11 protein-coding genes are annotated in these 13,366 nt (G+C 69.9%); 4 read left to right on the plus strand and 7 right to left on the minus strand.

Annotated elements, in window-relative coordinates; translation table 11 throughout:
- The gene (locus SLV14N_RS04210; protein ID WP_208679794.1) at window positions 1–1,173 is read right to left on the minus strand and encodes an acyl-CoA dehydrogenase family protein; all 1,173 of its coding nucleotides are present in this window, start codon (window positions 1,171–1,173) and stop codon (window positions 1–3) included.
- Between the two features lie 407 nt (window positions 1,174–1,580).
- Between SLV14N_RS04210 and SLV14N_RS04215 the strand changes: the two genes are divergently transcribed.
- The 3 genes from SLV14N_RS04215 (at window position 1,581) to adh (ending at window position 5,987) form a co-directional block, all read left to right on the plus strand.
- Window positions 1,581–2,849 (plus strand): glycoside hydrolase family 18 protein, encoded by a 1,269-nt coding sequence (locus SLV14N_RS04215; RefSeq protein ID WP_263268130.1) that lies wholly within the window; start codon window positions 1,581–1,583, stop codon window positions 2,847–2,849.
- Between the two features lie 224 nt (window positions 2,850–3,073).
- The gene (locus tag SLV14N_RS04220) at window positions 3,074–4,396 is read left to right on the plus strand and encodes a GAF domain-containing protein (RefSeq protein WP_263268132.1); all 1,323 of its coding nucleotides are present in this window, start codon (window positions 3,074–3,076) and stop codon (window positions 4,394–4,396) included.
- Between the two features lie 67 nt (window positions 4,397–4,463).
- Window positions 4,464–5,987, plus strand: a complete 1,524-nt coding sequence (gene adh, locus SLV14N_RS04225; protein WP_263268134.1) for an aldehyde dehydrogenase — start codon at window positions 4,464–4,466, stop codon at window positions 5,985–5,987.
- Window positions 5,988–6,282: 295 nt separating this feature from the next.
- On the opposite strand, the gene SLV14N_RS04230 is transcribed toward adh, so the two are convergent.
- From SLV14N_RS04230 to SLV14N_RS04255, 6 genes are all read right to left on the minus strand, one after another.
- On the minus strand, window positions 6,283–6,849 hold the full coding sequence (locus tag SLV14N_RS04230; RefSeq protein ID WP_263268136.1) for a hypothetical protein: 567 nt from the start codon (window positions 6,847–6,849) through the stop codon (window positions 6,283–6,285).
- A complete protein-coding gene (locus SLV14N_RS04235) occupies window positions 6,846–8,243 on the minus strand; it encodes a hypothetical protein (protein ID WP_263268138.1) in 1,398 nt (465 codons plus the stop codon). Before SLV14N_RS04235 ends, SLV14N_RS04230 begins: the two co-directional genes overlap by 4 nt.
- Window positions 8,240–9,049, minus strand: coding sequence for an ABC transporter ATP-binding protein (locus tag SLV14N_RS04240; protein WP_263268140.1), 810 nt, complete (start codon window positions 9,047–9,049; stop codon window positions 8,240–8,242). The genes SLV14N_RS04235 and SLV14N_RS04240 overlap by 4 nt, the downstream gene beginning before the upstream one ends.
- A 32-nt stretch (window positions 9,050–9,081) precedes the next feature.
- The gene (locus tag SLV14N_RS04245; RefSeq protein WP_263268142.1) at window positions 9,082–9,906 is read right to left on the minus strand and encodes a zf-HC2 domain-containing protein; all 825 of its coding nucleotides are present in this window, start codon (window positions 9,904–9,906) and stop codon (window positions 9,082–9,084) included.
- A complete protein-coding gene (locus SLV14N_RS04250) occupies window positions 9,903–10,463 on the minus strand; it encodes an RNA polymerase sigma factor (protein ID WP_263268144.1) in 561 nt (186 codons plus the stop codon). The genes SLV14N_RS04245 and SLV14N_RS04250 overlap by 4 nt, the downstream gene beginning before the upstream one ends.
- A gap of 979 nt (window positions 10,464–11,442) precedes the next feature.
- On the minus strand, window positions 11,443–12,093 hold the full coding sequence (locus SLV14N_RS04255; protein ID WP_263268146.1) for a TMEM175 family protein: 651 nt from the start codon (window positions 12,091–12,093) through the stop codon (window positions 11,443–11,445).
- 576 nt (window positions 12,094–12,669) lie between these two features.
- Between SLV14N_RS04255 and folE the strand changes: the two genes are divergently transcribed.
- Window positions 12,670–13,203 carry a GTP cyclohydrolase I gene (gene folE, locus SLV14N_RS04260; RefSeq protein ID WP_018088757.1) on the plus strand — a complete coding sequence of 178 codons (534 nt, stop codon included), beginning with the start codon at window positions 12,670–12,672 and terminating at the stop codon, window positions 13,201–13,203.
- The last annotated feature ends 163 nt before the right edge of the window (window positions 13,204–13,366 follow it).

The following is a 13,366-nucleotide window of genomic DNA, read 5'->3' on the forward strand; positions in this document are numbered from 1 at the left end:
TCAGCGCTTCTCGGGGCCCGCGAGATGGCGGGCGATGACCATCCGCTGGATCTGGTTGGTGCCCTCGACGATCTGCAGGACCTTGGCCTCGCGCATGAAGCGCTCGGCCGGGAAGTCGAGGGTGTAGCCGTAGCCGCCGAGGAGCTGGACGGCGTCGGTGGTCACCCGCATCGCGGTGTCGGTACAGAACAGCTTGGCCATCGCCGCTTCCTTGGAGAACGGCAGACCGGCATCGCGCAGCCGGGCGGCGGTGAGGTAGAGCGCGCGGCCCGCCTCGATCTGGGTCGCCATATCGGCGAGCATGAAGCGCAGGCCCTGGAAGTCGGCGATGGGGCGGCCGAATTGCTGTCGTTCGGCGGCGTAGGCGAGCGCCTCGTCCAACGCCGCCTGGGCGACGCCGATGGCACAGGCCGCGATCCCCAGGCGCCCGGAGTCCAGCGCGGACAGGGCGATGGCGAAGCCCTGCCCCTCGTCCCCGAGGCGGCGGGAGTCGGGGACGCGGACGGCGTCGAAGTGCAGCTGGGCGGTCGGGGAGCCCTTCATGCCCATCTTGCGCTCGGGCGCCGCGGCACTCAGCCCCTCGGCGTCGCCGGGCACCAGGAAGGCGGTGATGCCATGGGCGCCGCTGCCGCCGGTGCGGGCCAGCACGGTATAGAAATCGGCCACGCCACCGTGGGTGGTCCAGGCCTTGGTGCCCTCCAGCGTCCAGACGTCGCCCTCCCGGGTGGCCCGGGTGGTCAGGGAGGCGGCATCGGAGCCCGAGGAGGGCTCGGAGAGGCAGTACGCACCCAGCAGTCCGCCGCCGAGCATGTCCGGAAGGTGTTCGGCGCGCTGCTCCTTGCTGCCGTATCCGGCGAGCGCATGACAGGCGAGGGTGTGCACGCTGACGCCGAGGCCGACGGTGAGCCGGGCTGCGGCGAGCTCCTCCAGGACCTGGAGGTAGACCTCGTACGGCTGGCCGCCACCGCCGAATTCCTCGTCGTAGGGCAGCGACAGCAGTCCGGATTCCGACAGCAGGGTGAAGGTCGCACGGGGGAAGTGCCCGGCGTCCTCCTCCTCGGCGGCCGTTGGCCGGATCTCGCGCTCGGCGAGCTCGCGTACGAGCGTCAACAGGTCACGGGCTTCTTCGGTGGGCAGCCTGCGGTCCACCGGCCGGGGGCCGTACTCGGTCATGGCGGCGCTCTCCTCCCTGTCGGGCGCTGCGGCGACACGCGCGGGGTGGGCGGCGGCGCCGGTTTCCGTAGTGCCAGGCCGATGATCGCGTTCCGGGTCTCGGAAGGCGATGACCTGCGACTGTGGCGCTAGGAGTATGCCCGATCGGAGGCTCCGCGTCACGGGTTGATCATCACGGGCTGCGGGGATCCGGCCCGGCGTACCGACTGGCCGGGAAATTGGTCCGAACCATTGACTCACTGGTCTAGTCCTTCTACCTTCTCCTCCAACGTTCAACGCGTTCATGCCAATTCGGAACGCAGGTCAGGATCTCCCCCCAGGGGGTGTCCGCAGCGCCCCCGTCATCCGCCCGGAGAACGGGCCGTCCGGGAGTGTGCGGGCACCCCCACCCCCTCCGAGGAGACGACATGCTCAGACCGCACCGGATGCGCTCACCGCGCAGAGTGCTCGCCGCCGTCACCGCGCTGTGTACGGCGGCGCTGGCCGGCACCCTGCTCGCCGGACCGGCCTCCGCAAGCCCCGCGAACACCCCCACCGCACCGCGCGCCGCGGCCCCGGCAGCCGCCGCCGCGGGCGGCAAGGTCGTCGGATACTTCACCAACTGGGGCGTCTACGACCGCAATTACCACGTCAAGAACATCGAGACGTCGGGCTCGGCGGACAGGCTGACGCACATCAACTACGCCTTCGGCAACGTCCAGGGCGGCAAATGCGCCATCGGCGACTCCTACGCCGACTACGACAAGGCGTACACCGCCGACCAGAGCGTCGACGGCACGGCGGACACCTGGGACAACGGCGCGCTGCGCGGCAACTTCAACCAGCTCAGAAAGCTCAAGAAGCTGCATCCGAACCTCAAGGTGATCTGGTCGTTCGGCGGCTGGACCTGGTCGGGCGGCTTCGGCGAGGCCGCCAAGAACCCGGCCGCCTTCGCGCAGTCCTGCTACGACCTGGTCGAGGACAAGCGCTGGGCGGATGTCTTCGACGGTATCGACATCGACTGGGAGTACCCCAACGCCTGCGGTCTGACCTGCGACACCAGCGGCAGGGACGCCCTCACCAACGTGCTGAAGGCACTGCGGTCGAAGTTCGGCCAGAGCAATCTGGTGACCGCGGCGATCACCGCGGACGCCTCGGCCGGCGGCAAGATCGACGCTGCCGACTACGCGGGCGCGGCCCAGTACGTCGACTGGTACAACCCGATGACCTACGACTACTTCGGCGCCTGGGACGCCAAGGGCCCGACGGCCCCGCACTCCCCGCTGACGTCGTACAGCGGCATCCCGAAGGCCGGCTTCAACAGCACCGACACCCTCGCCAAGCTCAAGGGTCTCGGCGTTCCGGCGAGCAAGCTGCTGCTGGGCATCGGCTTCTACGGCCGCGGCTGGTCGGGCGTCACCCAGAGCGCACCGGGCGGCACGGCGACCGGCGCCGCGCCGGGCAAGTACGAGGCCGGTATCGACGACTACAAGGTGCTCAAGAGCCGTTGTCCGGCCACCGGCAAGGTGGGCGGCACCGCCTACGCCAAGTGCGGCGACCAGTGGTGGAGCTATGACACCCCGGAGACCATCGGCACGAAGATGGCCTTCAAGGACGCACAGGGCCTGGGCGGCACGTTCTTCTGGGAGCTGAGCGGCGACACCACCAACGGTGAGCTGATCAAGGCGATCAGGTAGCGCCGGCGAGCTCGGAGCCGGGCGGGCGGAAGGCACTGGCCTCCCGCCCGTTCTCCGTCCTGCGGCACCGCCTGATGGCCTCCCCTCGGGCGGCCGGGCGGCGCCGGACCGCTCGGCGCGCACTCCCTCACCGTGCCCCCGCGCGCCCCGTGGGGTTTACGGCCCCGCCCCGTACGAGCACCATCGGCCGTACGGGGGCAGGAGCCGCACCGGAGAGGTGACACGTGGTCAACCCTTGGCTGGCGATGGAGACCGGAGCCGATCCGGTGGAGCGCACCCGCACGGTGCGCAGGGCGCATGCGGCCTTCCTGGCCGACGGGACCGTCGCGCCGCCGGTCCGTCAGGTCGTCGCCGATTCCTGGCGCCGTTCCGCCGACGCCCAGGCGGCGGCGGACGGCGCCGCGCCCATCGAGCTGGACGAGGCCACGCTGAGCGCCTACCGGGACGGGCATCCACTGGCCCGCGCCATGCCGGTCTTCCGGGAGCTGCTGGGCAGCTTCGCGCAGGACGGCGCCCATCTGCTGGCCGTCTGCGATCCGCAGGGCAGGCTGCTGTGGGTGGAGGGGCACCCCGGGGTGCGGCGCAGTGCCGAGCGGATGAACTTCGTCGTCGGCGCCCGCTGGGACGAACGGCACGCCGGCACCAATGCCCCGGGCACCGCCCTCGCCGCCGACCACGCCGTACAGATCTTCGCCACCGAGCACTACAACCGGCAGGTGCAGCGCTGGAGCTGTGCCGCCGCCCCGCTGCACGATCCACGGACCGGCCGGCTGCTGGGCGCGGTGGACATCACCGGCGGGGACCATGTGGCAAGTCCGCACAGCCTGGCTCTGGTACAGGCCACCGCCCGTGCCGCGGAGGCCCATCTCACGTCGGGCGTACCGGAGTTGGGTGTGTGCCTGTCGGTGCTCGGCCGGGACGAGGCGCTGCTGGTCATGGACGGGGAGCGGCTGCGGCTCGGCCGCCGGCACAGCGAGATCATGATGCTGCTGGCCCGGCACCCCGAGGGACTGACAGGCGATCAGCTCTCGGTGCTGCTGTACGGCGAACGCGAGATGCGCCCGGTGACACTGCGGGCCGAGCTGTCCCGGCTGCGGCAGCTGGTGGGCGCGCTGCTGCATTCCCGTCCGTACCGGCTGAGCAGGTCCGTCGAGACCGATCTGGGCGTGGTCGAGGAGGCCCTGGCGGCCGGCGAGGTGCGCTCCGCGCTGAACGCCTATCAGGGTCCGCTGCTGCCGTTGTCCGAGGCGCCCGGTGTGCAGCGGCTGCGTGGCGCGCTGGCGGACGGGATGCGGTCCGCGCTGCTCGGGGCCCGCGATCCCGGCCTGCTGCGCGAGTGGTCACACACCTCCTGGGGCGAGGACGACCTGGAGATCTGGGAAGCCCTGGTGGACGCCCTCCCGGAGCGCTCCCCGGCCCGCAGCGCCCCGCTGGCCACCGCGCACCGGCTGCGCGCGGCATACGGCCTGACCAGCGGTCACCTTGGTGCGGTGGGCGCACCGGCCGCCGCGCGCGTCGCAACGTTCGCGCAACCTCCCCGGCTCTAGCCTGCGCTCAACGCCCGTCACACGGGAGTGGCGGGCACCGCGCCGAGAGCGATTGGGAGGCCGCACCATGGCCCGTTACGCCAGCCCGGGTTCCGCCGATGCCGTGATGAGCTATCTGCCCCGCTACGACCACTGGATCGGCGGCGAGTATGTGGCGCCCGCGCTGGGCCGGTACTTCGAGAACCCGACCCCGGTCACCGGAGCGCCGTTCACCGAGGTCGCGCGCGGCACCGCCGAAGACGTCGAGCGCGCCCTGGACGCGGCACACGCGGCCGCCCCCGGCTGGGCCCGCACCGCCGCCGCCGAACGCGCCGCCGTCCTCAACAAGATCGCCGACCGGATGGAGCAGAATCTGGAGGCGCTGGCGGTCGCGGAGAGCTGGGAGAACGGCAAGCCCGTACGGGAGACGCTGGCGGCCGACATCCCGCTCGCCATCGACCACTTCCGCTACTTCGCGGGCGCCATCCGCGCCCAGGAGGGCTCGCTGTCGGAGATCGACGAGGACACCGTCGCGTACCACTTCCACGAGCCGCTCGGCGTGGTCGCCCAGATCATCCCCTGGAACTTCCCCATCCTGATGGCGACCTGGAAGCTCGCCCCGGCCCTGGCCGCCGGGAACGCGGTGGTCCTCAAGCCGGCCGAACAGACCCCCGCCTCGGTGCACTTCTGGATGAGCCTGGTCGCGGATCTGCTGCCGCCCGGTGTGGTCAACATCGTCAACGGGTTCGGCGCCGAGGCCGGCAAACCGCTGGCCTCCAGCGCCCGGGTCGCCAAGGTCGCCTTCACCGGTGAGACCACCACCGGCCGTCTGATCATGCAGTACGCGAGCGAGAACCTGCGGCCGGTGACGCTCGAACTGGGCGGCAAGAGCCCGAACATCTTCTTCGACGATGTCTCGTCCGCCGCGGACGACTTCCACGACAAGGCGCTGGAAGGCTTCACCATGTTCGCCCTCAACCAGGGCGAGGTGTGCACCTGTCCGTCCCGGGCGCTGATCCAGCGCGGGCACTACCAGGACTTCCTGGAGGCCGGGGTGGCACGCACGGAGAAGATCGTCCAGGGGCACCCGCTGGACACCGACACCATGATCGGCGCCCAGGCCTCCAACGACCAGTTGGAGAAGATCCTCTCCTACCTGGACATCGGCCAGAAGGAAGGCGCCCGCATCCTGACCGGCGGCTCCCGCGCCGAACTGGGCGGCGAGTTGGAGGGCGGCTACTACGTCCGCCCGACGATCTTCGAGGGCAACAACGACATGCGCGTCTTCCAGGAGGAGATCTTCGGCCCCGTGGTGGCCGTGGCACCGTTCAGCGACTTCGACGACGCCATCGGCATCGCCAACGACACGCTCTACGGCCTGGGCGCGGGCGTCTGGACCAGGGACGGCTCCACCGCCTACCGCGCAGGCCGCGCCATCCAGGCCGGACGCGTATGGACCAACTGCTACCACGCCTACCCGGCTCATGCGGCCTTCGGCGGCTACAAGCAGTCCGGAATCGGCAGGGAGACCCACAAGATGATGCTGGACCACTACCAGCAGACGAAGAATCTGCTCGTCTCCTACTCGCCGAAGAAGCTCGGCTTCTTCTAGACGCAAAGAAAGGGCGCCTGACCAGGGCAGATGTCCGGCAGGCGGCTTGCCGGGATGCGCCTGAGCCACGAGACGAAATTCGGCCTTACTCCCGATTCCTCCCACCCCGCCAGCCGCGCGAGTGGTCGGGTGGGGGCCAGGGACGAGATTCCGCAGCACGCCTGACGCGCGCGGCCGGCCCGCCACCCCCCTGACGCGGGGCGGCGGTTGCGCGGTGCGGGGGCGTCGTCGCGGTGACTGAGCGCTTCAGTCGGCGAGCTTCGCCGGCTGAAGCGCTCGGCGCGGGGCGTGTCCGTTACCGTCTTGGTCCTGCGATGGCGTACACCACGGTGCCGATCGCGAACAGGGCCCACGCGGTCCCGGTGGACGCCGTCGTGGCAGGGGAATAGATCATCCACATGACCACTTCTCCCGCGGTGCCGCCCGGAGGCGGTCCGAAGAGGGTGAACGCGAGCCAGCCGGTCGGCAGGGTCCATGCGAACTGTGCCCCGCACAGCGCCGCCCCGAGCGCGGCCAGACCGACCAGGCCCGCGCTGTCCCGGACGACGACCTCGGCGGGGGCGAGCTTCAATCCCGCCGCCTGGACCGTCAGCAGCGCCGCACCGGCGCACGCGCCGGCCAGCAGCACGTGCGCCGCCCGGCGGGGCATCCACCGGATCGCGGCCGTCCTCTCCAGCACGACGTCCCACCCACCGAGCCCGACGGAAGCGGCCGCCACGTTCGCGGTGAGGAGCAGGACCGCCATCGCCTGATCCACCGGTCCTGGGCCGTGGAGGGCCCACACCGCCAGCGCGACGAGCGCGACCGCGGCGGCCGAGGCGGGCACCTGCCGTGAACGGGCGTGCAGGATCAGCCACCTCATCGCGTCGCCTTCCCCGCCAGCACCGCAAGCTGCTGGTCCGCCGCACAGGAGAGGCCGGCGGTGTGCAGTTCGGCGATCCGCGAGCGCTGCTCGGCCGGTGACAGCGCCGTCAGCCTCTGCCAGGCGACGTCGGCGTCCGGCCAGATCGTGCGCAAGTACGCGTCGCTGCCCCTCTCCGCCAGCGGTTGGAGCCGGGAATCGTGCAGGGCCCAGCTCACGGCGACGCTCTGGACAGGGACGTTGCCTCGCCCCCCGCCCTCCCGGTCGTTGTTCCCGTAGCAGCTGGGTGCCAGACCCTGGGCGATCAGCGCGCGGGTCAGTTTCTCACCTGTCGCCTCGGCGAGCAGCCGGTCGTCGAAGTCGACCAGCACCACGTCGCCGGAGGGTTCGCGTTTGTCGGCGATCGCGCGCAGCCTGGTGTCCTCCCGCACCGCGTTCGGCGCCTTGTCGCCCAGGGCCTCGTGCAGCACGCGCAGCGCCTCCTTGCCGTGCCGTGCGAGCTCGGGCAGGCGTGAGCGGCTTGCCTGCGTCACGCACACCGGTCCGTCGCAGACCAGGGCGGCGGCGGCCTTGTCGACGACGTAGGTGTCGCGTGCAGCGGCCGGGAGGACCAGCAGGGCCAGGGCCGCACCGGCCAGGACGGGGATCACCGCGAGCAGCCGGGCCCGGCGGGTCACGGCCGACAGCAGTGCGAAGCCGGTGGCGAGCAGGCCGAGCAGCCAGAGCGTCTGACCGAGGTGCACGGAGCCGGACAGGGTCAGCAGCATCTCCCGCGGCTCCGCGGTCACCGGGAGCAGCTGGGCGAGCCGGTTCGGCGCGATGCTCGACGGCAGTGTCTCGTCACTGTTCTGCTGTAGGAGGGCCGTCAGCATGAGGAAGAACAAGACCAGGCCCGGCGGGGTGAGCACGGAGGGCAGGGCTCGCGCGACGCCCATGCCGAACACGGCCCCCGCGACGAGGGCCAGCGCCGCCACGAGTGAGATCGGCAGCCAATCGAGCGGCGTGTAGGTGGTCCGGCCGAGGGCCACCTGGACCCCGCCCACGAGGACCAGGAGGCCGAAGCCCGACGCCAGCGCGAGCGCCATCGCACCGGCCGGCAGAGCCGCACGGCGCCAGGCCGGCCGCGGCACGGTCGTCAGCAGTTCGGCCATCCGCGAGCGGGGTTCGCGCAGCCCGTACACCGCTCCCGTGCCCACCGCGAGCGGCCACAAAAAGGTCAGCAGGGACCGGGTCCACAGGGCCATGGAGGTCCACTGGGCCGTCCACCCCGCGGTGCCCCTCCACCAGAGCCCGTCGTACAGGCAGAAGATCGCCAGGCTGCCGCCCAGGACGACGATGCCGGGCCACGGGGCGACGGAGCGCTTCAGCTCGATGCGCAGAACACGTCCGGTCACCAGGCGCCTCCCCGCTGCCCGGAGTTGCGGAGCAGCGCCGAGTAGCCGCGCTCCAGGGGGCTGTCGCCCGGGAAATCGGTGCTGCCCGCCGCGGCCAGGTCCTCCGGCGTGCCCTGGAAGACGAGGCGGCCGTCGGCGAAGAGCACCACGTCGGAGCAGGCGGCCGCGACGTCCTCGACCAGGTGGGTGGAGACGACCACACAGGTGTCGCGGCCCAGTTCCTGGAGCAGCTCGCGAAAGCGCAGTCGCTGCGCCGGGTCCAGGCCGGCCGTCGGCTCGTCCAGCAGCAGCACCGCGGGGTCGTTGACAATGGCCTGGGCGATGCCGGCCCGCCGCACCATGCCGCCGGAGAGGGTCTTCATCCGATGGTCGGCGCGGTCCGCCAGGCCCACCCGTTCCACGGCCCGCTGGACGGCCGCGGGGACGTCCGCCTTCGGGACCTCCTTCAACCAGGCCATGTACTCGACGAACTCGCGCACCGTGAAGCGCTTGTAGTAGCCGAAGTCCTGCGGCAGGTAGCCGATCCGGCGACGCAGGGCCCGGTGGTCGACCATCCTGCCCAGGAAGGTGCCGAGCAGCTCCAGTTCGCCCTCGGTGGGGCGCAGCACGGTGGCCAGCGTCCGGATCAGGGTGGTCTTTCCCGCGCCGTTGGGCCCCAGGAGGCCGTGGGTGCCGATGCCCAGGGAGAGGTCGAGTCCGTCGACGGCCATCTTCTTCCGTCCGACGCGTACTCTCAGGCCACTGGCCCGGATCTGCCAGGCGTAGGTTTTCGGCGCGGTGTCGGCTGCGCTCGTGGTGGGCGTCATGCGGTAGTCCCTTGCGAGGGTCGACGATGGTTTCACAGCGTTGAGTACGCGTTTCTGCGGGCGATCACGGCGCCGATGCCGAGCGCCAAGAACAGCCCCCACGCGGGCAGTTGGTCCGGCTGTAGGACACGCTCCAGGTCCACGGGGCCGTGGTCGGTGGCCCACGCGAGTACCACGACGACGCCCCAGGCGCCCACCAGCCCGGTGGCGGCGCGGGTCACGCCGACCACGCTGCCCAGCGCCAGGGCGGTGGAGGTGAAGGCCAGGGAGGGCAGCAGCCACTGCGCGGCCGACATCGTTCCGGTCAGCCATCCCTCCACCACGAGCGCGGGCAGGACCACCACGAGAACCGCCGCGGTGCGCCGGAGGAGCAGGGGCAGGCCGGCTCGGGCGGTCGAGGCCGTCAGTTCGTGCGCCGGGTCCAGGCCGCGCGACCACGATGCGGCGACACCGCACAGCGGCAGCACGGGTGCGATCGCCAACACTGGAGAGACACCGCCGAGGAACATGGGCCGCCCCACTGCGTCCAGCAGCAGCGCCATCAGGGCGACGAGGACGGTCATGACCAACCACGGGGCCATGACCGGCGTCAGCCAGGCAGCGACCCAACTCGGGCGGTGTCGCCGCGAGGGCGCCCTGACGGCCGCGTCCAACTGCGGTTCCAGACCGGCCCGGACGGTGTCGACGAGCGCGGCGATGCCGGGCGCCTCGGTGGCCACACAGGCCGCCAGGTGGCTCCGGCACAACGCGCAGGTCTCCAGATGGGCCTCCAACGCCCATACCGTGTCCGCAGCCATCGTCGCGTCACCACGTGCGTAGTCGTCGATCAACTGCCTCGACGCGTGTTCCCCGCTCATGTCAGCGCCTCCCGCATCGCGATCCGGGCCCGGCGGGCGCGGGTCTTGACCGTGCCTTCGGGCAGTCTGAGCAGGACGGCGGTCTCCCGGATGGAGAGCCCGTCGAGCACCGTGGCCCGTAGCACTTCTCGGAGTTCCGGCGCCAGCCGCTGCAGGGCGTCGCCGACGTCGCCGCCGACGGTCCCGGCGAGTGCCTCTTCCTCCGCCGCGGGCACCACCGCCCGCTCGGCGGCGGCGACCGGCGGTTCGGCGTGGTGGGCACGGCGCCGGAACGCGTCGACGAGGCGACGCGCCGCGATCGTCCACAGCCACCCGACGGCCGTCCCGCCGACCGCGCTCCCGGCGAACGCGCCGGCCGCGCGCCACACCGCCAGATAGGTCTCCTGCATGACCTCGGCGACGATCTGCTCGTCCGCGCAGCGGCGGCGCAACCGCACCGCCAGCCACGGCGAGGTGCGCCGGTACAGCTCGTCGAACGCCCCGCGGTCACCTCTGGCCACCAGCCGGACAAGGCGTTCCTCGTCCAGTTCGTCCAGTGCTCTCCTGCGTGATCTCACACCAGCCAGACGCCCGGTGCGGCGCGCAGGTTCTGGATCTACTGTGAACTGAGTCACAGATGCCCCGATGGCGGGCTCGTCCGGGTGCAGTCCTGACCAGGTTGAAGACCTCTCGGACGGCATAGCGCTTGAGACGTGGGATGCTGTCGTGCCGGGCGTTGTCCTCCTTGATACGGCGCTCGTAGTAGTCCTGATGAAAGTCCATCGCTTCCTGACCGGATGACGGTGTTGAGTGGCCGACGAAAAAGACGACGTCTCCCTCCTCGGGCGCAGTGTGCGCACGCTGATCTCGGCCCGGAACGAGTTGGACGGAGTCCGCCTGAGGTTTCGGCACTTCGGGGTACGAGTCGATCACCGCGGTCCGTCCGAGCCTGCGCGGTGAGGACGTGGGCTGGGTGACAGAGTCCGGGGCCCACGCCAGCAGTGGCGGGTCAGCTTGGACAGTGCTTCTCCCAGATGAGTTCTCATCTGGGCCCGGCTGCATACGGGTCAGCGCGCGACGAAGTTCGTCAGTCCGTCGTACGAGTGTTCCGGCGGTTGAGCCCGGAAGAGGCGCTGAGCACCCGCTGGCGAAGCTCCCGCGGCGGGACTCCATATGTTCTGCGGAAGACGCGGCTGAAGTCCGCAGCGCGGGGGAAGCCCCACCCTCATTGCGTTCAGGCATGGAGAGACCAGGCCGAAGGCCTGCTGACCCCTCATCGGATGTCCCTATTCTCACCCACGCCGCTGCCGAACCTACGCACGGGTAACACCCGAACAGGCCGGTCATGCAAAGACGTTGGACTCAACGGGGTGCGAGGGGCCCACGCTCAGCCGTCGGGGTGCGGCCCCTGCCGTACTGCGTCCCGTCACGGATCGCCATGGCCGCGGTCTGGTCCGGAACGGCGGGCAACCCCTCCTTGAGGCGGCAGTCCAGTTCTTGCTGGCGGCGGCGATGCTTCGGTCATCTCTCCCGTGACCAGCAGCTACGGGTCAACCCTTAGGCGCTGAACCGCTGTGCGGCCGCGCGCAGACGCTTGCCCCGCTTGCCCGTTACCGTTCTGACCGGGATCAGTACCGCCCACCACAGCTTGGCGCCGGTGGGTGAGACGAAGGCGAGCGGTACGGCGGCTGCGAAGACCAGCACCGTTGACGCAAGGTCGGCAATGTCGTTGCGCACGATGGGGTCGGGCATGGCCGCGCTCCCCAGCCATGGACGCTTCCAGAGCGCAAGCGTCAACGCGAGCTGCGTGGCCCCCATGGCCGCGACGGCGCCGGAGTAGATGGCCACGGACTGCGACAGGTCCCCGTACTCGGCCAGCAGCGTGGTGGGAAAGGGCATCAGGGCGACCAGTCCCAGACTCAGCAGCACGAGCCGGATGACCGTCCCGTCCACGTCCCTTACGTACTGGAAGAGCTGGTAGTGGCCCCGCCAGAACGCCGCGATGACCAGCAAGCTGAGGGCGTAAGCCCACACTTTGGGCATCACGTCCCTCAGTGCCTGCGCGAATCCGTCGGAGTCCAGACCGTCGGGCAGCGAGATGTCCAGCGCCAGCAGGGTCATGGCGATGGCGAACACCCCGTCGGACAAGGCGAGGAGTCGGACTGCGCTGCCCTCGTCGTCCCGTACTCTCCGGCCACCGTTCACCACGCCACCCTAGGTTCGTCTGCGCCGGAATACGGCGATTTATCCCGCGCACGTGTTGAGTCGGACAGCGGACTTCGTGGACGGCAGAGCGGCATGCCGCCGGGCTCGGTATGGGTGTGGGTGGTCGGTACGGGGAATTTCTCCGCGGCCGCCTTTTCCGAATCCGGAATCAGGTATTGACGCACTTCCCGCGCAGTGGGTCGTGGCCCTCTACCTCTGCGTTCGGTGGCCGACGCCGACTTCCGGACCATTCGCGGACCACGCTCCCCCTACGGTGGGGCGCATTGCCGCGCACCGCACGAGGTGAAGAGTGAGCGGGTGCGCACCGGCGTACTCAGAGGGTGCTTTTCACTTTCCATTCGCGCGCTGCATTCCCATCACTCACCCAGTTCAAGCGTCAGGAGAAACGTTAATTCTCCATGCGGATTTGAATACTTGATTATTGACGCATCACCTGCCCATTGGTCTGAACGGGTATCGGCCAATGGAGGTACGTTCTCAATTAACGCGAACGGGTGGATAGTGAAAAGCCTCCACCGGGTTTCGGAGCCCTTGGTGCGAGCGGAATGGAGGCCGCAGGTGACCATTGAAGAATGGCTCAAAACTAATGTAACCACCGACACGAGAGCACTCGGGTGGTATAGCGGCCCGGAGTGCGAGGACCGCATCGTCCGGGCCTATCGCGAGCTGCTGAGTGGCTATGAGATCGACACCTCGAAGATCCTCAAGACCACCTGTGTGGTGGACGGCGAGCACGCCGGCGTGGTGCGTGTCCAGGAGAACAACTTCTTCTCGATCTGCGCCCACCACTTCCTGCCTTTCTTCGGGAAGGTCAACATCTCCTATGTGCCCGGGGACCGCATCCTCGGACTCGGGAAATTCCCTCGTCTGGTGCAAGCGTTCAGCCGGCGCTTCCAGATCCAGGAGTACCTCGTCAAGGACATCGCTGAAGAAATCATGTCCTCCGGCGGCGCAAAAGCCGTGCGAGTGACCTCCCGCAGTCGCCACCTCTGCATGTGCAGCCGTGGTCCATCCGACCAGACCGTGATCACCGACACGTCTTATGTGGCAGGAAATCAGGAGTTGATGGCCAAGTTCGGCCTGGACGACTGATCCGGACTCGCGTGGCGGGAGGTGCTCAGTGATCAACCCTCCCGCCACGCGACCCCGGGTCATCCGTCGTCCCGTTCCTCGACGGCCGACTGCGCGGGACAACGCGCCGGCCACTACAAGGAGAACCCGTGCACGACAGGAAGAGAGGCAGTCAGCGCCGCGC

This window comes from Streptomyces sp. Je 1-4 4N24, from assembly GCF_026239515.1.
Classification (GTDB): domain Bacteria; phylum Actinomycetota; class Actinomycetes; order Streptomycetales; family Streptomycetaceae; genus Streptomyces; species Streptomyces nigrescens.